The 20283-nt window shown below is 61.8% G+C and carries 19 protein-coding genes and 1 other RNA gene; 10 read left to right on the forward strand and 10 right to left on the reverse strand.

The window, feature by feature from the left end; genetic code table 11:
- Positions 1-6: 6 nt before the first annotated feature.
- Positions 7-1935 (reverse strand): extracellular solute-binding protein, encoded by a 1929-nt coding sequence (locus K3758_RS15570; protein WP_409202609.1) that lies wholly within the window; start codon positions 1933-1935, stop codon positions 7-9.
- A 265-nt stretch (positions 1936-2200) separates the two neighbouring features.
- On the opposite strand from K3758_RS15570, the gene K3758_RS15575 reads away from it, so the two are divergent.
- Positions 2201-3454, forward strand: coding sequence for a GAF domain-containing sensor histidine kinase (locus K3758_RS15575; RefSeq protein WP_259946438.1), 1254 nt, complete (start codon positions 2201-2203; stop codon positions 3452-3454).
- Positions 3455-3497: 43 nt separating this feature from the next.
- Here the strand turns inward: K3758_RS15575 and K3758_RS15580 are convergent, their stop codons facing one another.
- Positions 3498-4319 (reverse strand): alpha/beta fold hydrolase, encoded by an 822-nt coding sequence (locus tag K3758_RS15580; protein ID WP_259946439.1) that lies wholly within the window; start codon positions 4317-4319, stop codon positions 3498-3500.
- A 192-nt stretch (positions 4320-4511) separates the two neighbouring features.
- Here K3758_RS15580 and K3758_RS15585 point away from each other — a divergent pair, with 192 nt between their 5' ends.
- A complete protein-coding gene (locus tag K3758_RS15585) occupies positions 4512-5243 on the forward strand; it encodes a uracil-DNA glycosylase family protein (RefSeq protein WP_259946440.1) in 732 nt (243 codons plus the stop codon).
- A 62-nt stretch (positions 5244-5305) separates the two neighbouring features.
- On the opposite strand, the gene K3758_RS15590 is transcribed toward K3758_RS15585, so the two are convergent.
- Positions 5306-5806, reverse strand: a complete 501-nt coding sequence (locus K3758_RS15590) for a cytochrome c family protein (RefSeq protein WP_259946441.1) — start codon at positions 5804-5806, stop codon at positions 5306-5308.
- 154 nt (positions 5807-5960) lie between these two features.
- Here K3758_RS15590 and K3758_RS15595 point away from each other — a divergent pair, with 154 nt between their 5' ends.
- On the forward strand, positions 5961-6818 hold the full coding sequence (locus K3758_RS15595; RefSeq protein WP_259946442.1) for a prephenate dehydratase: 858 nt from the start codon (positions 5961-5963) through the stop codon (positions 6816-6818).
- A gap of 15 nt (positions 6819-6833) precedes the next feature.
- Here K3758_RS15595 and K3758_RS15600 read toward each other — a convergent pair whose 3' ends face one another.
- Both K3758_RS15600 and nudC read right to left on the reverse strand, forming a co-directional pair.
- Positions 6834-7307, reverse strand: coding sequence for an SRPBCC family protein (locus K3758_RS15600; RefSeq protein ID WP_067624890.1), 474 nt, complete (start codon positions 7305-7307; stop codon positions 6834-6836).
- 72 nt (positions 7308-7379) lie between these two features.
- Positions 7380-8348 (reverse strand): NAD(+) diphosphatase, encoded by a 969-nt coding sequence (gene nudC / locus K3758_RS15605; protein ID WP_259946443.1) that lies wholly within the window; start codon positions 8346-8348, stop codon positions 7380-7382.
- 166 nt (positions 8349-8514) lie between these two features.
- On the opposite strand from nudC, the gene K3758_RS15610 reads away from it, so the two are divergent.
- Both K3758_RS15610 and ffs read left to right on the forward strand, forming a co-directional pair.
- Positions 8515-10359, forward strand: coding sequence for a 5'-nucleotidase C-terminal domain-containing protein (locus K3758_RS15610; RefSeq protein ID WP_259946444.1), 1845 nt, complete (start codon positions 8515-8517; stop codon positions 10357-10359).
- A 37-nt stretch (positions 10360-10396) separates the two neighbouring features.
- Positions 10397-10494, forward strand: an RNA gene (gene ffs / locus K3758_RS15615) — signal recognition particle sRNA small type.
- Positions 10495-10637: 143 nt separating this feature from the next.
- Here the strand turns inward: ffs and K3758_RS15620 are convergent.
- Positions 10638-11471 (reverse strand): neutral zinc metallopeptidase, encoded by an 834-nt coding sequence (locus K3758_RS15620; RefSeq protein ID WP_259946445.1) that lies wholly within the window; start codon positions 11469-11471, stop codon positions 10638-10640.
- 63 nt (positions 11472-11534) lie between these two features.
- Between K3758_RS15620 and K3758_RS15625 the strand changes: the two genes are divergently transcribed.
- From K3758_RS15625 to recR, 4 genes are all read left to right on the forward strand, one after another.
- Complete coding sequence (locus K3758_RS15625; RefSeq protein WP_259946446.1) at positions 11535-11897, forward strand: YidH family protein; 363 nt, start codon at positions 11535-11537, stop codon at positions 11895-11897.
- A 77-nt stretch (positions 11898-11974) separates the two neighbouring features.
- Positions 11975-13726, forward strand: coding sequence for a DNA polymerase III subunit gamma/tau (locus tag K3758_RS15630; RefSeq protein WP_259946447.1), 1752 nt, complete (start codon positions 11975-11977; stop codon positions 13724-13726).
- Positions 13727-13778: 52 nt separating this feature from the next.
- A complete protein-coding gene (locus K3758_RS15635) occupies positions 13779-14123 on the forward strand; it encodes a YbaB/EbfC family nucleoid-associated protein (RefSeq protein WP_007118099.1) in 345 nt (114 codons plus the stop codon).
- 51 nt (positions 14124-14174) lie between these two features.
- Entirely contained in the window at positions 14175-14768 is a 594-nt protein-coding gene (recR, locus tag K3758_RS15640; protein WP_120351929.1) for a recombination mediator RecR, read from the forward strand.
- 90 nt (positions 14769-14858) lie between these two features.
- On the opposite strand, the gene K3758_RS15645 is transcribed toward recR, so the two are convergent.
- From K3758_RS15645 to K3758_RS15655, 3 genes are all read right to left on the reverse strand, one after another.
- Positions 14859-16037, reverse strand: coding sequence for a type III PLP-dependent enzyme (locus tag K3758_RS15645; protein ID WP_259946448.1), 1179 nt, complete (start codon positions 16035-16037; stop codon positions 14859-14861).
- Between the two features lie 186 nt (positions 16038-16223).
- Positions 16224-17345 (reverse strand): endonuclease/exonuclease/phosphatase family protein, encoded by a 1122-nt coding sequence (locus K3758_RS15650; RefSeq protein WP_259946450.1) that lies wholly within the window; start codon positions 17343-17345, stop codon positions 16224-16226.
- A gap of 119 nt (positions 17346-17464) precedes the next feature.
- Positions 17465-18244 (reverse strand): DUF1013 domain-containing protein, encoded by a 780-nt coding sequence (locus K3758_RS15655; protein WP_132443785.1) that lies wholly within the window; start codon positions 18242-18244, stop codon positions 17465-17467.
- Between the two features lie 123 nt (positions 18245-18367).
- On the opposite strand from K3758_RS15655, the gene K3758_RS15660 reads away from it, so the two are divergent.
- On the forward strand, positions 18368-19012 hold the full coding sequence (locus K3758_RS15660; protein WP_259946451.1) for a ribonuclease T2: 645 nt from the start codon (positions 18368-18370) through the stop codon (positions 19010-19012).
- A gap of 162 nt (positions 19013-19174) precedes the next feature.
- Here the strand turns inward: K3758_RS15660 and K3758_RS15665 are convergent, their stop codons facing one another.
- Positions 19175-20185 (reverse strand): NAD(P)H-quinone oxidoreductase, encoded by a 1011-nt coding sequence (locus tag K3758_RS15665; protein ID WP_259946452.1) that lies wholly within the window; start codon positions 20183-20185, stop codon positions 19175-19177.
- Positions 20186-20283: the final 98 nt, after the last annotated feature.

The following is a 20283-nucleotide window of genomic DNA, read 5'->3' on the forward strand; positions in this document are numbered from 1 at the left end:
GTCGCTTTACCGCAAGGCGCCGGAGGCGCGCAATTGCTGCGCGCGGTCTTCGTCATACCACCAGAAATCGAGGTAGCCCAAAGCATAGGACGGAATCTCGGGGTGGTCGTATTGGTCGTAATAGGCAACCCAATAGCTGTCGTTGTACCATGTGGGGATCATGAAGAATTCATGCCGCAGCGCCCGATCCAGCGCCATCAGCGCCGCATCTTCGTCCTCTGCCGTTTCGGCATCGAGCGAGGCTTCGATGATCGCATCGACCAGCGGGCTGGCAAGCCCTGCGGGGTTGAACAGCGAAAATTCCGCCGCCTCGGACCCGTAGCGCTGTGACAGACCGGTGCCGGTGCCAAGGAAGGCGGCATAGGCGTCATAGATCATGTCATAGTCCCGGTCCCGCTCGCGGGCGGTGTATTGCGAACTGTCCACCTTCTCCAGCCGCGCGTCGATGCCGATGGATTGCAAGTTGCCCACAAAATTCTCGATCACCGCCGAAATCGTCGGCGACCCGGCGGAGTTCATCAGGAAGTTCAGCCGCAAGGGCTCGCCCGCCTCATTGACACGCATGCCGTTCTGCACGGTCCAACCCGCATCCTCCAACAGCTTGGAAGCCTGCCGCGCGTTGCGGCGGTCCAACAGGCGGCTGGGGTCTGAGGTATGCGGCACCACGGCAGGCGCGCTCAAAAGCTCCCCCGGCACCAGATCGCCAAGGCTTTCCAGAAGCGTCAGTTCCGCCCCCTCGGGCGCGGCCCCGGCCATCAGCGGCGTGTCTTGCGTGAACGAGGCGCGGTGGCTGAAGAGCCCGTATTGCAGCGACTCGTTGGTCCATTCAAAGTTGAACATCAGTGCCACAGCCTCGCGCACACGGCGGTCCTGCAGCGTCTCGCGGCCGAGGTTGAAGATGATGCCCGAAGGCGTGGGAGGCGAGCCGTCGGGCAGCTCGGCCTTGACGATGTCGCCGTCACTCACCTTGGAGAAGTCGTAGCCCGTAGCCCACTTTTTGGAGTCCCCCTCGGCGCGGAAGGTGTATTCGCCCGCTTTGAGCGCCTCAAAGGCCGAAGTGTCGTCGCTGAAAATCTCCAGCCGGATGCGGTCGAAATTCATGCGGCCACGGTTGATCGGCAAGTCCTTGCCCCAGTAGTCGGGATTGCGTTTCAGCACGATGCGTTTGGTCAGATCGACGCTTTCGACCATATAGGCGCCCGATCCGGGGGGCGGGTCCATCCAGCTGTCTTTAAGGGTGTTGCCGGTTTCCTCGAACCAATGTTTCGGCCATGCGGGCACGCCGCCCACCGTCTCGATCAGGCTGCGGCGGGAGATACCGTCGGCAAAGTGGAATTTCACCGTATGATCGTCCAGCGCTTCAACCTTGGGGATGCGCTTGCGCACCGCGTCGGCATAGGATTTCAGACCCTCGTCCAAGAGCAGGTTGTGCGAGAACACGATGTCATGCGCGGTCACCGGCGTGCCGTCCGAAAACGTCGCCTCGGGGCGCATGTGGAAGGTCACCCAAGACTTGTCCTCGGGGTACTCAAGGCTTTCGCACAGCAGGCAGTAGCTTTCGCCATAGACATCCGCTGGCAGCGGCTCACCCGATGGGGCCTCGCCCAGCAGGCTTTCAAACCCGAAGATCGAGAACAGATGCGCGCGGCCCTTGCCGGAATAGGGGTTCATCGAATCCAGCGTGCCTACGAAAGGGATCGAGATTTCCCCGCCCTTGGGCGCATCGGGGTTCACATAGTTGAAATGCTCGAAATCCGCCGGGTAGGTCAGATCGCCGTAAAAAGAATAGCCATGGCTTTTGATGATCTCCTGCTCCTGCGCCGCGGCGGCACCGGCCAACAGGGCCGCCACCATCAGCGTCAGCGTCGCGAGCCAGAGCGGCAGGTCATCAAAGACCGAAGGGCGGGTCGCGGCGCGGGTCTGGGCACGGGGCATAGGTCACTCCTTGGCGTGGCGTAGTCCGGATAGGCGTCATCTAGGCTAACGCTGTGCGACGCCAAGATACAAGTTGCGAATATGTAAGGTTGCCCCGCACGGGCGGTCCACCGCGGAGGTTGCCCCATCGAAGGGCGATTTCCCCCGCTTCCGCTCGCGAGAATGTGTAGCCCGACGCCCGGGAACTTCCCAGGCCAGCCGATTTCTCGCCCCAAAATTAACAGATTCTTCACTCAAGTTAACGATGCGTAAACTGGAGCAGACGATGAGAACCTACCCGATTCCCTTTAACGAAGAAGCCCGCTTGCGCGCCGTTTTTGATGTGCCCGGCCTCACGGCCGAGAACGAAGCTTTGTTCGACACTATCTGCGAGGCCACCCGCCGTCTGCTTGACTGTCCGATTGCACATATCAGCGTCGTGGAGGCCGATACCCAATGGTACAAATCCGTGGTCGGCTATCCGCTGGAACCGATGCCGAAGGACACCGGGTTTTGCAGCCATACGATCATGTCAGACGTGCCACTGGTGGTGCCCGACCTCAGCAAAGACCCCCGATTTGAGCGCCACCCCATGGTTGCCAAGGGCGGACCCGAGGCGCGCTATTACTGCGGCGTGCCGTTGATCCTGTCCTCGGGCCACCGCTTTGGCAGCCTCTGCGCGCTGGACCTGCAACCGCACGAACAGCCCTCCGAGAAACAGATCGCCCTGTTGGAAGACCTTGGCCGTATGGTCGTTGCGGCGCTTGAGCGCAGCCAGCCGAACGCCCCTGAGCTAAAGGCCGACACCAGCGCCGAATCCACGTTTTTAACGCTGGTAGGTCACGAACTGCGAACACCGCTGACGGTTCTCTTCGGCAGCCTGCGCATGTTGGAGGCCAAAGCCGAACAAGGCGTTAATCCGCTGCTGATTCGCTCTGCCCGGCGGTCTGTCGACCACCTCAGCGCGTTGATCGAGACGATCATATCCTATAGCAATGTCAGCACCGGAGAGCTGCGCCTGAACGAGCGGAAATGCAATCTGAACGATCTTTTGCAATCGGTTTCGGCCCTGCATTTCGCCACCACGGACGCGACCACGAAAACCATCACTCTGCGCGACAGCCTGCCGCTTGAGGAAATGCACATAGATGGCGACCAGATCGAATTGGCGGTGACGGCCTTGGTGCTAAACTCCGTGCTGCACGGCGGCAGTGAAATCGCGCTAGGGACGTTCAAAGACACCGAGGGCAATATCGAGATTTCGATCACCGACAATGGCTCTTTTGACGATCACGTCGACCTTGCCGAGCTTTACAAACCCTTTGTCGTCGGCGGCATGATGGACCATCGCAGCACCAAGGGCGGGCTGGGCCTTGGCCTGCCGCTGACCCGCAAGCTGATCGAAATGCACGGCGGGGATTTCGAGGTGCATGTAGAGGCGGGCCGCAGCCGCGCCGTGATCCGCCTGCCCGCGTGGCGCTGCGACATCGGCGGGATCGCCGCGGCAAACGTCGTCGCCCCGGTGATCGCGGCTCAGTAATTTGAAGCGCGGGGCGCGCACCATGCCGCGCCCCGCTCTTTGCTCAGGCTCCGTCGACCGTGCGGATCAATGCGTTGATCTCTTCCGCCAATAGGTCCGGGTGATCCTCAGGCGTGAAGTGTTTGCCCCCTTCGATCCGCCGCAGCGGTGCATTCAGATCTTTCGCAAGCCGCTCCCCATATTCGAGCTTTTGAAACTCATCGGCCGCGCCCCAAACGATCCGAGCGGGGATGTTGAGCGTGGGCAGCTTGTCCGCGAGGGCCTTGGTGTCTTCCACGTCCAGCGACTGCGCCTGCCGGACAAAGGCTTCGGCCTCTCCATGTTGGGCGTAATGCGGGGCATGGGCGTCAAAGGCAGCCTCGGCGGCGGCATCGGTCTCATGCCCCTTTGAGAACATCATCTTCAGCAACTGGTGGAACGACCCATCGGGCGCATGTTTCGCCACGCCGCCGGTCTTGGCCACAGCGCTGACCAGCGGCACCGGCCATGAATCATAGCTGATCGCATTCGTCAAAAGCAGCCCGCTGACCATTTCAGGATGACGCACCGCCGCAATTTGCGCGACACCGCCGCCAAGGTCATGCGCGGCAAGGATCGCACGCGAGATACCCTGATCGCGCATCCAAGCGACCAGATAGTCCGCCTGAGCCGAGACCGAAATATCACGCCCTTCACCCTGCGGGATCGAGGCACCATACCCCGGCATTTCCCAAGCAAGCACCCGGCGCCCGGTGACCTTCGGGGCGACATCCCGCCAAAGCGCGGGACAGGTGGGAATACCGTGAAGCAGGATGACAGGCTCCCCCGCCCCCGTCTCTTCCCAACGCATTTCGATCCCATTGACCGTGGTTGTATGACTTTGCATGTCGCGTCTCCTTTCGGTGTGGACGTTTCACGGCCCAACACCTGCATGAAGAAGACGTTCCGCCGCGCCCAAGAGCGCCAAGGTATCAGTAAGGGATAATCGGAGCCGTTTGACCACGGGCTTCACTTCCAGCAACGGTAATTTCATATCATCAATGTCTATCGATCTAAAAATCTATATTGAGGACTAAAAATGGCAGAGCTGATTGGCGCTGAAGGATTTGACAGAGACATACTTTTCAATCCGTCTCCATGGCGTGAACTCATCATGACACAGAATGAACTATTCGATCCAGCTACGCTGTACGATATTTCCGATCGGTTGCGTCAGGAGTTCCACCACGGGCATATGCCAAATCGCAAAATGCCAGAGATACCCCGAGAAAACTGGCATACTGACCTTCTTGCCCCCTATTTGTCCAAGACAATAGGCTATGACCTTCCCTGCCTAATATCCGCTGACCGCACTGCTCGAGGTCGCATTATGCTATGCGCCCAAGATCCCAAACGAGATGGCGATGAACCAATTCTTTCGGTTGGAACGTTTTTCGGGATTGATAGTGACTATCACCGTTGTCGGCGTCATTGGGGCATGATTTGGCAACTGATTAGACGTTGTGTCTTTTCAGGTTACGATGTCTGGGCCACAGATGCCGTTAAACTTTATGCAGGCCGAAATGTCATACGGAAGGACAGAGCGCTACGTGAACTATGTTTTTCTGTCATTCGACAAGAGGTAGAAGCATTTCAACCAGACCGCATCCTTGCGATCGGGAATGACGCTCGCGACGCATTGGTTGCTGCGGGAACGCAGTCTCCGGTTGTTCATGTTGTTCACCCAACAGCGCGCGGCCTCACAGGCCCTTTTAAGGACCGCCTTGAGTTATATTGGGAAGCATTAGGCGGGAATGCCTTAACCGCATAGCCGCGCCCAAACGCAAAAGCCGCCCCAGAGGGCGGCTTTCACACACGCAATGCAGCGTGGAATTAGTTGGAAACGCTTTGCAGGTAAGCGATCACGTCAGCGCGGTCTTCGACTTTACGCAGACCGGCGAAACCCATGGTGGTGCCGGGGGCGTAGCCTTTGGGGCTTTCCAAGAAGGCGCTCAGCTCTTCCGGGGTCCATGCACCTTCGAGCGAGGTCAGAGCGCCGGAATAGCCGAAACCGTCAACCGAGGCGATATCGCGGTCGACCACACCGTCAAGGTGCGGACCAACGGCGTTGGAACCGTCGACCTTGTGGCAAGCGGCGCATTTGCGGAACACTTTAGAGCCGCTGTCGGCATCGGCTTCGGCCATCACGGCGGTAAAGTCGATCTCTTCGCCGCCTTCGTCACCACCGGCATCGGCCACTTCGATCACATAGGACGCTTCCCCATGTGCATCGGCGTGGTAAATCTCTTCCCCCGCCCATTTGCCCAGCAGAAGTACCAACCAGGCGCCGAATACGCCGGCTGCGATTTTGGTCAGGGTCATTGTATCGAACATGCGTCAGGGTCCATCACTTGGTATTGGCACCATGGGCGGGCCATGGTTCTTGGCATCGTTGCCCGCGTATCTATTGCTTTCCCTTGGCGCAGGCAAGGTGTAGTTACCGCGACCAATTGCCCTTCTCCGCGCCTTTTGCAGCAGGATACGATCCATGACCGCCCAGACCACGCCGCGCATCGCCTTCCAAGGGGCCCTTGGCGCCTATAGTCACGAGGCCTGCCTTCAAGCCTGCCCCGACATGGAACCGGTGCCCTGCCAGTCGTTCGAAGGGGTGATCCGCGCCGTAAACGAGGGCCGCGCGGAACTGGCCATGCTGCCGGTCGAGAATACGACCTATGGCCGGGTGGCCGACATTCACCGCCTGCTGCCGGAAAGCGGGCTGCATATCATCGGCGAAGCCTTCGTGCGGGTGCGCATCGCCCTGATGGCCCGCCCCGGCGTGGCATTGGAAGACATCAAACATGTCCGCGCGCATCTGGTGCTTTTGCCTCAGGCGCGCAGCTTTTTGCAGCAACATGGCATCACCTCCGAACCCGCCGCCGATTCCGCCGGGGCCGCCGCCGAACTGGCCGCGACTGAGGGCAGCACCGATGGCGTTCTGGCCGGAGAGGTCGCGGCAGAGATTAATGGCCTGACCGTACTGGCCCGCGATATCGAGGATATGGACCACAACACCACCCGCTTTTTGCTGATGGCCCCGCAGATCGACCTCTCGCGCCGGGCCGAGCGGATGCTGACCACCTTCGTCTTTGAAGTGCGCAACATTCCCGCCGCGCTTTACAAGGCGATGGGGGGCTTTGCGACCAATGGGGTGAACATGACCAAGCTCGAAAGCTATATGGTCGGCGGGTCATTTACCGCGACACAGTTCTACGCCGATATCGAAGGCCATCCCGAAGACCCGGCGGTGAAACGCGCGCTGGATGAATTGGGGTATTTCACCAATAAGCTGGAAATTCTCGGCGCCTACCCCGCCCATCCCGGCCGGGGCGCGCCGACCGGGATGTAGGCTGGGCGCGCAGGCTCAGACTTTGACGCCGCGGGCGTGACGCTCTTCCATACCGCGGGCATATTCCGCGACGCGGTCCTTGTATTTCTTGGTTAGGGTCGTCTTGGCCAGTTTGAGCGATTGCACCCAGAGCCGCGCGGAAAGGGTCAGCGGCTTGATCTCAAGCGCGACCAACACGCGCGTGCTGTTGCGCGACAGGGGCATCAATTCAAACGACATTTGCCCCGCCAACCCCTGTGACATGCTGTCGATCACCATCTCGTTGGGCCGGTCGAAGGTCACCATCTCAAGCGTCAGCTCGCGCCGCTTGCCGCGCAGGGGGAAGACCGCATTCCAAGTCATTCCCACACCGGGCTGATGCATCGTATCGGCGCGCTGCACCTCGGCACCGCGCCGCATGGCCGCCCGCTCAAAGCTCTCAAAATCGCACAACATGTCAAAGACCGCCTCAATCGGCGCTTCGACGTCTTCTTTGGTCGAGAATTTCATTCCGTCCGTTCCAATTCTTCTGCTCGCATTTGCCACCCCTGCCGCTTTGACCGGGCCTGTTAGGTCGGTGTGTCAGGTCAGTGTATCCGCAAGCCAGTTTTCCAGCAAGAAATGCGCGATGGCACCGCGGCGGGCGGGCAGCAGACGCGGGTGGCTTCCGGCAAAGACATCCATCATCTCTTCTCGGGTGACCCAGAGCGCGTCTTCGATCTCAACCGGGTCAATGGTCAGGTCGCGGCTCAGCGCTTCGCCAGCGCAACCCAACATCAGCGAGGCCGGAAAGGGCCATGGCTGGCTGGAGAGGTAGCTCACCGCGCCGACTTGCACGCCTGCTTCTTCAAAAACCTCCCGCCGCACGGCGGCCTCTACCGTCTCTCCCGGTTCGACAAAGCCTGCCAGCAGCGAATACATCCCCTCGGGCCAGCCGGGGGAGCGGCCCATGAGCACGGAATTGCCATGGGTAATCAACATGATGACCACCGGGTCGGTGCGCGGGAAATGCGCGCCGCCGCAGTCGGGGCAGACGCGCTGCCATCCGCCTTGGGCCAGATCGGTCGCAGCGCCGCAGCGCGCGCAATGGCGGTGCGTTTCGTGCCAGCCGAGGATCGCCTTTCCGCTGGCAGCCAGTTCGGCATCGCGCGGGTCAAGCCATGTCATCACCCGCCGCAACTCGGCGAATGCCATGTCATCGCCCAGCAGTGGGTGCCGCTGTTCGCTGGGGTCAAGGAACGCCCCCAGTTGCGATTGGTCCAGATCGGCAGGCTGCCAGCCTGAGATATCGACAGCAAAGCGCGCGGCCCCGTCCTCACGGCCCAGCAAGATCGGCGCGGCAGCGGCCTCTTGCAGCGCCGGGTGATCCATCGCCAATCGGACCAAACCGGCAGGGCGTTCAGGCGCGATCAGGGGTTTGCCACGCCAAAAGACGATGGCGCGCGCCGCAGGGTCGGCGCGAAGCTGCGCCAACGCTTCCGGGTTGCCGCGTATCTCTCCCGCCCGATCAAGGGCCGAGCCTCCAAAGGTTATCGTCTCCGCGTGACGCATGGTGCTCTCCCGATACCGGCCCGATACAGGCTTTGTGCGTTTCGCCCAGCCATGCCACGGCGCAGGCGATATTGGCAATCCCAAGCCCCCTTGCCAGATCGATTGTAATCTGGTCATATCAAAACATCTTTAGGTTGTGTAATTTTAACGAGTAATTCCCTTTACGGTGAACAAGCGCAGCACATATGTCACGGCCGGTGTCGTTCCCCCCAAGGGGGGCACCCCGGTCGGGGCACGTCTGCGCATACTGGCCACGACTGATTTGCACATGCAGATCGTGGGCCATGATTATGTGGGTGACCGTTCGGTGGGGCACCATGGGCTGGCCGGGGTTGCCACGCTGATCCGCGCCGCCCGGCAAGAGGCCGCTGAACAGGGCGCGGCCTGTCTCTTGCTCGACAACGGTGATCTGTTGCAGGGCAATGCCTTGGGCGACCAACTCGCCCAGATGCCGGTCACCCCCACGCATCCGCTTGTCGCCTGTGTAAACCATCTGCGATATGATGGCTTGGGCTTGGGCAATCACGACCTTGATCATGGTCTGCCCTATCTGCGCGCCGTGGCGGGCGCGATTGATATGCCGCTGATCTCAACCAATTTGCATCTGACCGATCCCGGCCCCCTGCGCCGCTGGGCCGTTGTGTCATGCCTGCTGCCCGCTGTTGGGGGGCATCCCTCCTCTACGCTGCAGGTTGGCCTGCTTTCCGTTCTGCCGGGCCGAACGGCAATTTGGAACCGCGAGGTCTTGGAAGACGCGGCTGAAATCGTCAGCCCCCTCGAAAGCCTGCGCAGCGCCGCCCTGACACTGCGGGCAGAGGGGGCCGACCTGACCGTGCTACTGGCCCATATGGGCATCCCCCAAAAAGGAGAGATCGCCGCCGAAGAAGACATCTGCGCCTTGGCTCAGATCGAAGGGATCGACGCCGTGATTACCGGCCACACCCACCTTCGGTTTCCCGGCGCGGACCACGGCCCGCGCAAGGGGGTCGACACGCAGGCAGGTACCCTGTCCAACCGACCGGCGGCAATGCCGGGGTTTGGCGGGTCCGATTTGGCGGTGCTGGATTTGGCCCTTGAACGGGACGCACGGGGGGGCTGGCGGGTGTCGCAGCATCACAGCCACCTGCGCGACAACAGCGCGCAAACGCTGGCCGACCCCGTGGTGCTCAGTGCCGCGCGGATCAGCCACATTGGCACCCGCAAGCATCTGGAAGAGGTGGTCGGCCACACCGGGACGGCGCTGCACAACTACTTTGCCCTTGCCATGCCCACCCCCATCGACGCGCTGACCGCCCGCGCGCAGGCCGAGGTGATACGCATAGGCGTGGCGGGCACGGCGGACAGCGCATTGCCCATCCTCGCGGCCACGGCGGCACATACGGCGGGCGGGCGTGGCGGGCCCGAGCATTTTTTGCACATCCCCCCCGGTGCGGTGCAGCGCCGCCACATCGCCGGGCTGGTTCCATATCGAAACGCGGTCTGGGCGCTGCGTATCACGGGGGCTGACCTTCGGCGACGGCTGGAAAAAGCGGCAGAGGTTTACGCCCCGCTTGGCAGCGCGACAGGTCCGCTTCTCGATCCCTGCCGCCCGCCCTTTCACTGCGATACGATCTACGGCGTGACCTATGCAATCGACCCCCACCGCCCCCGTGGGGCGCGCATCACCGCGCTGTCGTGGCAGGGGGGTCCTGTCGAGCCGGACCAACGGTTTCTATTGGCAACCAACCAGTTTCGCGCAGCGGGCGGCGGCGGATTTGACCGTGCGCCCATCGCAGATGTCGCCCTGCGCAGCCCCCTGCCCCTGACCGAGGCGCTGATTGCCGCCCTTGCGCCGGGCCCGGACCACCCATGGTCCGACGCTCCCCCATGGCACTTTGATGCGACCGGAGCGCAAGCGGTCCACTATACCTCACCGGGCGCGCTGCCCTTTCTCAAAGATATCGCGCATCTGTCGCCCGATCCCCGCGGAATAACGGCGTCAGGCTTCGCCCAGATCTGGATCCGCTTGTGAGGCTTGCACTTCGATCCTTCCCCTCCTATATGGGCCTTGAGAGGTTGGTGCGGGCAAGCGCCTCGCCAACCCGGTCAGATCCGGAAGGAAGCAGCCGTAACGAGCCCCGCTTGGGTCGTTATCAGCCTCTCACCACCGTCGCGTTGTGCAGCAATGCAACGCCCCGGCAGGCGTTCCGCATGAACGCTGAGAGGGGTCGCTTCTCCAAAGAAAATGAGGCGGTTAAGAGGTAACAGGCCCGCCGACGTGCCCCGCCCGCGGGCATCACCCTCACCGCCTCACAGCCGATCCGCTTCAAAGGTATCACAGGCCGCGACTTCGCCGCTCTCAAAGCCCCGTTCGAACCAACGCGCGCGTTGCTCTGACGTGCCATGGGTAAAGGTATGCGGCTGTGGCACCTGACCTGCCTGCCGTTGCAAATGGTCATCCCCGATCATCCGCGCCGCATTCAAGGCCTCCTGAAGGTCGCCCTTTTCCATCAACCCTTCGACGTTCGACGCCCAGATCCCCGAAAAACAATCGGCCATCAGTTCAAGCCGCACGGTCAGGGCATTTGCCTCAACCTGGGAGGACTGCTGCCGCATCCGAGCCACCTGCGGCAAGACGCCGATCTCATTCTGCACGTGATGAGCGACCTCATGTGCAATCACATAGGCCGCCGCGAAATCGCCCTCGGCCCCAAGACGCTGGTCCAGCGTGCGGAAAAAGGCGGTATCGAGATAGGCCATGTTATCCGCCGGGCAGTAAAAGGGACCGGTTGCGCCGGAGGCACCGCCACAGGCGCTTTGGGTGACGTTTTCGAAAACGACAAGCTTGGGCGGCGTATAGGTTTCCCCCAGTTGCTCTTGGAAAATGCGGCTCCAGACCTGTTCTGTCGTGGTCAGTACGCGGGCGGCGAAATCGACCTGCGGGTCTTCGCTGTCGCTCAGAGGGCGGGACTGCTGGACCTGACCGCCGCCTTGGCCGGTCAATAGCGGGGTCACATCGATCCCGGTGAAATATCCAATGGCCATAACCGCCAGAACGCCCACCAGACCAAGTCCGCCCGCCTTACCGGCCCCTCCGCTACGGCGAATGACATTCTTGCTCCGCCCAATCCCCCGCAAACGCATTTACCGTCCCCCGCTATGTCAAAGTTTATTGCCACATGAACGCGCAACGAGCAGATTGGTTCAATGAAGGATAAAAACGATCTCGCTGAAAGCCGCACCGATTGGGCCGAAGACCGCACGATTCTGGCCAATGAGCGCACCTTTGCGGGCTGGATGCGCACCGGCATGGCCTGTGTGGCCGTGGCGATTGGTCTGCGTGCCGTCTTTGGTGAGTTTGAGCCGACATGGGTGGCCAAGGCTGTGGCCTCGGTCTTCATCATAGCCGCGCTCTATGTCTATTGGGCGGCACAGGCCTCGGCGGCGAAAACCCAAAAGCGGCTGAGCGACCATCACGCCAACGCCCAGCCCAACAATCGCATGAAAATATTGGCCGCGATCCTTGCGCTTGCCTCAACCGGCGTCGGCGCGATCCTTTGGATGCTCTGAGCATCCCGCAAGCACGGTAGACGCCACGGCGCGGAGCGCCTAGTTTACGGCCTTGACCGAATCCGATCTGGGGCACCATGACAGATACATCCGCCTACCGCGTTCTGGCCCGCAAATACCGGCCCGAAACCTTTGCCGATCTTGTCGGCCAAGACGCCATGGTGCGCACGCTCAAGAACGCCTTTGCCGCCGACCGGATCGCGCAGGCCTTTGTGATGACGGGCATCCGTGGCACCGGCAAGACGACCACCGCGCGGATCATCGCCAAGGGGATGAACTGCATCGGGCCAGACGGCAACGGCGGGCCGACAACCGATCCTTGCGGCGTATGCGAACACTGCACGGCGATCATGGAAGGCCGCCACGTCGATGTGATGGAGATGGACGCCGCCTCGAACACCGGCGTTGCCAACATCCGCGAGATCATCGATTCGGTGCACTACCGCGCCGCCTCGGCCCGCTACAAAGTCTATATCATCGACGAAGTGCACATGCTCTCCACCGGTGCATTCAACGCGCTGCTGAAGACGCTGGAAGAGCCGCCCGAACACGTCAAATTCATCTTCGCCACCACCGAGATCCGGAAGGTGCCGGTGACGGTGCTGTCGCGCTGCCAGCGCTTTGATTTGCGCCGCATCGAGCCTGAAGTGATGATCGCCCTGCTGCGCAAGATCGCGACGGCAGAGACTGCCGAGATCACCGACGACGCGCTTGCGCTCATCACCCGCGCCGCCGAAGGCTCGGCCCGCGACGCGACCTCGCTGCTGGATCAAGCGATCAGCCACGGCGCGGGCGAGACCGGGGCCGAACAGGTGCGCGCCATGCTGGGGCTGGCCGATCGGGGCCGGGTGCTGGACCTTTTCGACATGGTGCTGCGCGGCGATGCAGCAGCGGCGCTGACGGAACTCAGCGGCCAATACGCCGATGGGGCCGACCCGATGGCGGTGCTGCGCGATCTGGCCGAGATCACCCATTGGGTCTCGGTCGTGAAAATCACCCCCGACGCTGCCGAAGACCCCACCATCGCCCCCGAAGAACGCGCCCGTGGCCAGCAGATGGCCGAGACCCTGCCGATGCGGGTGCTCACGCGGCTGTGGCAGATGCTGCTGAAAGCGCTGGATGAAGTGGCCGCCGCCCCCAACGCGATGATGGCCGCCGAAATGGCCGTGATCCGCCTGACCCATGTGGCCGACCTGCCTTCGCCCGAGGAACTGGTGCGCAAGCTGCAAAACAGCACGCCACCCCCGGCCCCCGGCCCCGTCGGCGGCGGCAATGGTGCACCCCAAGGCAGCACCGGCGCGCAGGCCGTGCAACACGCCCAGCAGCGCATGGCGTCGAACCCCGGTCCGCAGGGGCAGAGCACCGCGCTTGCGCAAGACCTGAACGCCGCGCTGGCGCGTTTCCCGACATTCGAGCATGTGGTCGAGTTGATCCGCGTGAACCGCGATGTGAAATTGTTGGTCGAGGTCGAAACCTGCCTGCAACTGGCCGCCTATCAGCCCGGCCGCATCGAATTCGTCCCCACCGACGACGCCCCGCGCGATCTGGCGCAACGGCTGGGCCAAAAGCTGCAACTCTGGACCGGCAACCGCTGGGCGGTATCGCTGGTCAACGAGGGCGGCGCCGAAACCATCGCGCAAATCCGAGACGCGCGCGAACTGGCGCTCAAGAAACAGGCCCAAGAACATCCGATGATGCAGGCCGTGTTGGCACAGTTCCCCAAGGCCCGCATCACCGCGATCCGCACCCCCGAAGACATCGCCGCCGCCGCCACGGCAGAGGCGCTGCCAGAGGTCGAAGACGAATGGGATCCGTTCGAGGACGGTTGATACACCCCACCTCACGCCACATATAAACGACAACACAACAAGGAGACCCCAGATGCTCAAGGGATTAGGCGGCCTCGGCGATATGGCCGGGATGATGAAAAAAGCGCAGGAAATGCAGGGCAAGATGGCCGAACTGCAAGAGGAGATGCACAACATCACCGTTGAGGGTGAATCTGGTGCGGGCCTCGTCAAAGCGACCTGTAGCGCCAAGGGTGAGTTGAAGGGTCTCGATATCGACCCGTCGATCTTTAACAAAGACGAAAAAGAAGTGGTCGAAGACCTGATCCTCGCCGCCATCAAAGACGCGCAGAGCAAAGCATCTGAACGCGCGCAGGCCGAGATGAGCAAGCTGACCGAAGGCATGGGCCTTCCCGCAGGCATGAAACTGCCCTTCTAAACGGTTGGGGCGGAGACGCCCCTTCCCTCCCTTTTGCCACAGGTGCCAGGCTTGAGCTCTACCCGCGACATTGACGCCCTGATTGAGCTGATGGCGAAATTGCCCGGCCTTGGCCCCCGCTCGGCCCGGCGCGCGGTGCTGCACCTGATCCGCAAACGCGCGCTGTTGCTGACCCCTTTGTCCGACCTGATGCAGACCGTCGCCGCCACGGCGCGCGAATGCCTGAACTGCGGCAACGTGGGCACCGCTGATGTCTGTGACATCTGCACCTCTGAAAAACGCGCCAATGGCGAGCTTTGCGTGGTCGAGGATGTGGCGGACCTTTGGGCGATGGAGCGCTCTGGCGTGTTCAAGGGCCGCTATCATGTGCTGGGCGGCACGCTTTCAGCGCTGGATGCCATCGGCCCGCAGGAATTGCGCATTCCGCGGCTGGTGGACCGGATCGATACTGAAAGCGTGACCGAAGTGATCCTCGCGCTCAACGCCACGATCGACGGGCAGACCACCGCGCATTACATCGCGGATCAGTTGGAGGGCCGGGTGCGGCTCACCTCCCTCGCCCAAGGGGTGCCGATTGGTGGGGAGCTTGATTACCTCGACGACGGGACGATCACCGCCGCGATGCAGGCGCGTAAGGCGCTTTAAGTCTCACCGGAATTGCAGCCCGGAATCAAAGCGGGCCGCCCGCTCCTCCCAAAGCAGACGACCCTTTTCCGTGGCGACGCAGACCGTGCTTTAGAGCACGATCACATCAAGCGGCGGAAATCCATTGAACCCAACCGAACTGTAAGAGCTTGTGTAGGCTCCGCAAGCGCGAATCATCACTTTATCGCCATCGCGTAGGGCCAAAGGCAGGTGAATCGGTCGTTTTTCGTAAAGAATGTCCGCCGAATCGCACGACGGGCCAGCCAAAACGCAGGGTCCGGTCTCTTCGCCGTCATGCGGGGTGACGATCTGGTAGCGAATCGCTTCGCCCTCGGTTTCGGCAAGGCCAGAGAAACGGCCAATGTCGAGATAGACCCAACGGTGCAGGTCGTCCGCGGACTTACGGCTCACCAGCAGGACTTCGGCAGCGATATGACCCGCCTCTGCCACCAGCCCACGGCCCGGCTCTGCCATCAGTTGCGGCACGTCGCCGAACCGTGCTTTGACAGCCGAGATGACGGCAGCCGCATAGGCGCGCGGCGCTTCGATGCTTTCGCCGTAAAAGGCCGGGAAGCCGCCGCCGAGGTTCAGCAGTTGCAGGTCATGACCATCCGCCCGCGCGGCGTGCCACAGCGGCGCGACTTGATCCAACACCGGGTTCCAGAACTCCGCCTTGCGGGTCTGCGAGCCGACGTGGAAGGACAGGCCGAAGGGCACGAGGCCCACGGCGACCGCGTGGTTCAGCAGCGCAGGCAGCGCGGAACCGGCACAGCCGAATTTGCGGCTAAGCGGCCAGTCTGCCATGGAGTTTTCAACGATCAAGCGCAGGTAGACCCGCGCGCCCGGTGCATGGGCGGCGATTTTTTCGAGTTCGGCTTCGCTGTCGGCTGCGAACAGGGTCACGCCTGCGGAATGCGCGAAAGCGATGTCAGAGGCGCGTTTGATGGTGTTGCCGAAAGAGATGTTCTCAGGCTTCGCACCTTGGCTGAGGCAAAGCTCGATCTCTGCTCGCGAGGCCGCGTCAAAGCCAGAGCCCTTTTTAACCAGCAGACGGATGATTTCCGGCGCCGGGTTCGCCTTCACCGCGTAGTGGATATGCGCCTCGCCCAGCCCTTTGTGCAGCGCGTCATATTGCGCGGCGACACGGTCGCGGCTGATCACCAGCGTTGGTTTGTCAAAGCTGTTGGCAGCGATATAGGCGGCAGCCGGATCGGCGAATGCAGTGGGTGCGGTGCGCAGGGCACCGGGGACTGTAGCGTTCATGGTCATCTCCAAAGAGCAGGTGGGGCTGGTTCCCCGCGTGTCGTTTCAAGAGACGTTACCGTCGCTACATAAACGCGGGTCAGTCAGAGTAGGAACTGACCGGCCAGAGGCGCGTGCGTTGGCGTCTGTAATCCGCCACATACGCCGTTTTAGGATTCGTACAAGGGGTAAAATTACCCGAAATGCAGATTGTTAGTTTTGCTCGTCTTCCCAGTCACTGCCGATGGGGTCGCGGTCTCTTTTGCGTTCTTCTTTGATCATATCTTTGGTTTCTTGCTCCTCTTCTGGATCGGTTTCCTCGGGATCACTTTCGGCGGCTTCGGTCTGGGCCAGCGCCAAGACAAACCACATGGGGAAGTGATCCGAGCCGATTTTATCCAACCGGTCCATCTCAAGCAGGCGGAACTGCGGGTCGTGGAACAGGTGATCGAGCGGCCAGCGCATCCACGGCATCGTCGCGCTAAAGGTGTTATACATGCCGCGCCCCACGCGCGGGTCCAACAGGGCAGAGAGCCGCTGGAACCGCCGCGTCGTCGTGGACCAAGCCACATCGTTCAGATCGCCCGACACCACGGCGGGCAGCGGATCTTTCTCGGCCTCGATCCCGACCAAAGCGATTTCGCTGTCGCGCCCCTTGGTGTCATGTTCGATCACAGGCGGTTCGGGGTGCACGACATAGAGACGGAAATCTTCCCCCATCGGCAAATGCACCCGGGCGCGGATCGACGGCACGTCGCGCGTCACCAACTCCCGCACCTCAACCTCCGACAGCGGCAGTTTCGACATCACGCACAGCCCGTAGCCATTGTCGAGCGGCACGTCGATGCGGTGCTCGTAGTTCTTGCCCAGCCCGGCATCCAGCGCATCAATCCAATCCTGATCCACTTCGATGGCCATGAAGATATCCGGCACCCGCGCCTCAACGAGGGCGATAAGCTTGCCATAGTCCCGGTTGGATTTCTTGACGTTAGCCGCCAGCAGACTGAAATGGCGGTCCGTCTCGCGGCGCAGTTCGGGCGAGGCGGCGAGCGATTGCTTGCGCCAAAGTGGGGTGAACTTGGTGATATAAAGCGCCTGAAGCGCTGCAACGCCCAGCATGAGAGCAATGCCAATCATGCCGGAAGGCGTCGTCGGCCCCTGCACCAGCGCAAAGGCGGCGGCCAGCAGCAGCGCCAGACCAAGGAATTGCTCACGTGGGAAGGCCAGCCCCCGGATCGCCCCAAAAGGCAGCTTGCTCAGCGGCAGCAGGCTGCACAGTATCAGCAGCCCTGCCAGCCCCCAGATCATCCAGTCCAATGCCGTTTCCAAATCCATCCCCCGGCGCAAAGCGCCTTTTTAACAAAGAAAAACAGGGCGCCGGAGACTCCGACGCCCTGTCACTTTAACACATCCTTGTGGCGAAAGTTCCTTCCGCCACACCGCCCTGAGGGGGCTTAGCCCTTGGCTTTGTCTTCATCCTCGTCGTCTTCATCGGTGCTCTCGGGCAGCGAGAAGAAGCTGTCGGCGTCGGAGTAATCGCCCTTGGAATGATCCTCTTCCTCTTCGTCATCCGTGCTGTTGCCGGAGAGGGTGAAGGTCTCCAGACCTTCGATGGCCGTGGGGATTTTGGGCTCGTTGTCCATGCCGAGGCTCTGCTCGGTCGACACTAGCTTGCGGCGCTCGTCGTCGTTCATCACTTCGCCCGCAGCGGCCTTTTTCGCGGCGGCCTTTTGCACGGCGGCGTCAAGCTCAGACTGTTTGCACAGGCCAAGGGCAACCGGGTCGATCGGCTGGATGTTGGCGATGTTCCAATGCGTGCGCTCGCGAATCGCTTGGATCGTCGGCTTGGTGGTGCCTACCAGTTTGCTGACCTGACCGTCGGAAAGTTCGGGGTGGAACTTGACCAGCCACAGGATCGACGCCGGACGGTCCTGACGTTTGCTGAGCGGGGTATAGCGCGGACCGCGGCGTTTCTCTTCGCCCTCGGCGGCGGCGTTGAACTTGAGCTTCAGCTTGTGCAGCGGATTGTCCTGCGCCGCGTCGATCTCTTCTTGAGTGAGCTGGTTGTTGGCAACCGGATCAAAACCCTTCACGCCCTGCGCCACGTCGCCATCGGCGATGCCCTGCACTTCCAACTCATGCATGCCGACGAAATCAGCGATCTGCTTGAAGCTGATGGTGGTGTTGTCCACGAGCCAGACGGCGGTGGCTTTGGCCATAATCGGTTTTGCCATGTCACTCTCCTAAAAACGCAATTTTCCCGTCGCCTGAAAGGCTGTCCTGCTTGGCAGAACGGTCTTCATTGTCGGGGAAGTTGGCGGCTGTATACTGTCTCAAACATCATAAGGGAAGACCCAATGCGGCCACTGCGCGCCTGTCTGCTGATCCTCGGGCTGATCGCCCCCGTCCCCTCTCTGGCCGAGGGGGAGCGTTCGGGTGAATTCGACTATTACGTCATGTCCCTGTCATGGTCGCCCAACTGGTGCGAATTGACCGGCGACGCGCGGCAGTCTGCGCAATGCGATGCCGCGAAGGACCATGGCTGGACCCTGCATGGCCTCTGGCCGCAATTCACGCGCGGCTACCCGTCCTATTGCCAAAGCGGTCGCCGTCCGCCGAGCCGCGCTCAGACCGGCGCGATGGCCGATATCATGGGCACCGGGGGGCTGGCATGGCACCAATGGAAGAAACACGGCTCTTGCAGCGGATTGGACCCGGCGGATTATTTCACCCTCTCGCGGGAGGCTTACGCCCGCGTCAAACGGCCCGAGGTCTTTCGCAAGCTCGACCGCGCCGTTTCTCTGCCCGCCTCCGTGGTAGAGGAGGCATTCCTCAAGGCGAACCCCGACCTGACCGCACAGGGGATCACCATCACCTGCAAGCAAGGTCACATCCAAGAGGCGCGCATCTGTCTGTCTCGCAGTCTTGAGTTCATCCCCTGCGGGCCGGACGTTCGGCGGGACTGTACGCTTGATAACGCATTGTTCACCCCTCTGCGCTAAACCCACTGGGGCGAGTATTTGGGCGAAAACGGGAGAGGCGTAATTTCCTCCCCCGCATTCAATGCCTTTCGGCTCTCTCTCCAACACGGGTGGCTGGCGTCCCGGCCACCCGTGCCATCAGTAAACGAATTACTGGTTAACAATTCGTTACTAATTCAAATTTTATTGGTCTGCCTCGGCGTCCAGCGCGCCACCGACCTTTAGAACGATCTTGCCGATATGGCCGCTGGCCTCCATCCGACGGTGCGCGTCATTCGCCTCGGACAGGTCATAGGTGCTGTCCATCACCGGCGCGACGCGGCCCTGCTCCAACAGGGGCCAGACGTTCTGCAAAAGCTCCTCTGCAATCCGCGCCTTGGCCAGATCGCTTTGCGGGCGCAGGGTCGATCCGGTCGTGGTCAGGCGACGGGTCATCAGCGTGACAAAGTTCACCTCCTGCTTGGCCCCCTGCAGGAAAGCGATCTGCACCAGCCTGCCATCTTCGGCCAAAGCCTTCAGGTTGCGGTTGATATAGCTGCCCCCGACCATATCAAGGATCACATCCGCGCCGCCTTCGGCCTGCAGCACGTCAACGAAATCCGTATCCCGGTAGTTGATCGCCACTTCGGCACCCAGCTTCATGCAGGCCGTGCATTTGCTATCCGTGCCCGCGGTCACAAACACCCGCGCGCCCAAGATACGGGCCAATTGGATCGCCGTCGTGCCGATACCGGAAGAGCCGCCGTGGATCAGCACTTTCTCCCCAGCCTTAAGCCCGCCCCGCATGAAGAGGTTGGACCAGACGGTAAAGAACGTCTCGGGAAGGCAGGCCGCTTCTTTCAGCCCCATGCCTTCGGGAATCGGCAGGCAATGCGCGGCGGGGGTGGCCGCATATTCGGCATAGCCACCACCGGGCAGCAGGGCGCAGACCAGATCCCCCGGTGCCAGTGTCGTCACGCCGGGGCCGACCTCGACCACCTCGCCCGAGGCCTCCAGCCCCGGCAGATCACTGGCGGTGGGCGGCGGCGCATATTTGCCCGCGCGTTGCAGGGCATCGGGGCGATTCACCCCGGCATAGGCGACCTTGATGATGACCTGCCCATGTTTCGGTTGGGGCCGCGGGCGGGTGGTGCCCTGAAGAACGTCCGGACCGCCGGGTTCGGTGATTTCGATTGCACGCATGGTCTCTGTCATGTCTGAAGTATCCTCGGGTCTCGTTTTGCCGCAGCCTAACGGGCGGCCCCGGGGCGTGCACCCGGAATTTGAAACCCGGCGGAAGTGGGAGAAGGCGG

Source organism: Sulfitobacter sp. W002 (assembly GCF_025142135.1).
GTDB lineage: Bacteria > Pseudomonadota > Alphaproteobacteria > Rhodobacterales > Rhodobacteraceae > Sulfitobacter > Sulfitobacter profundi.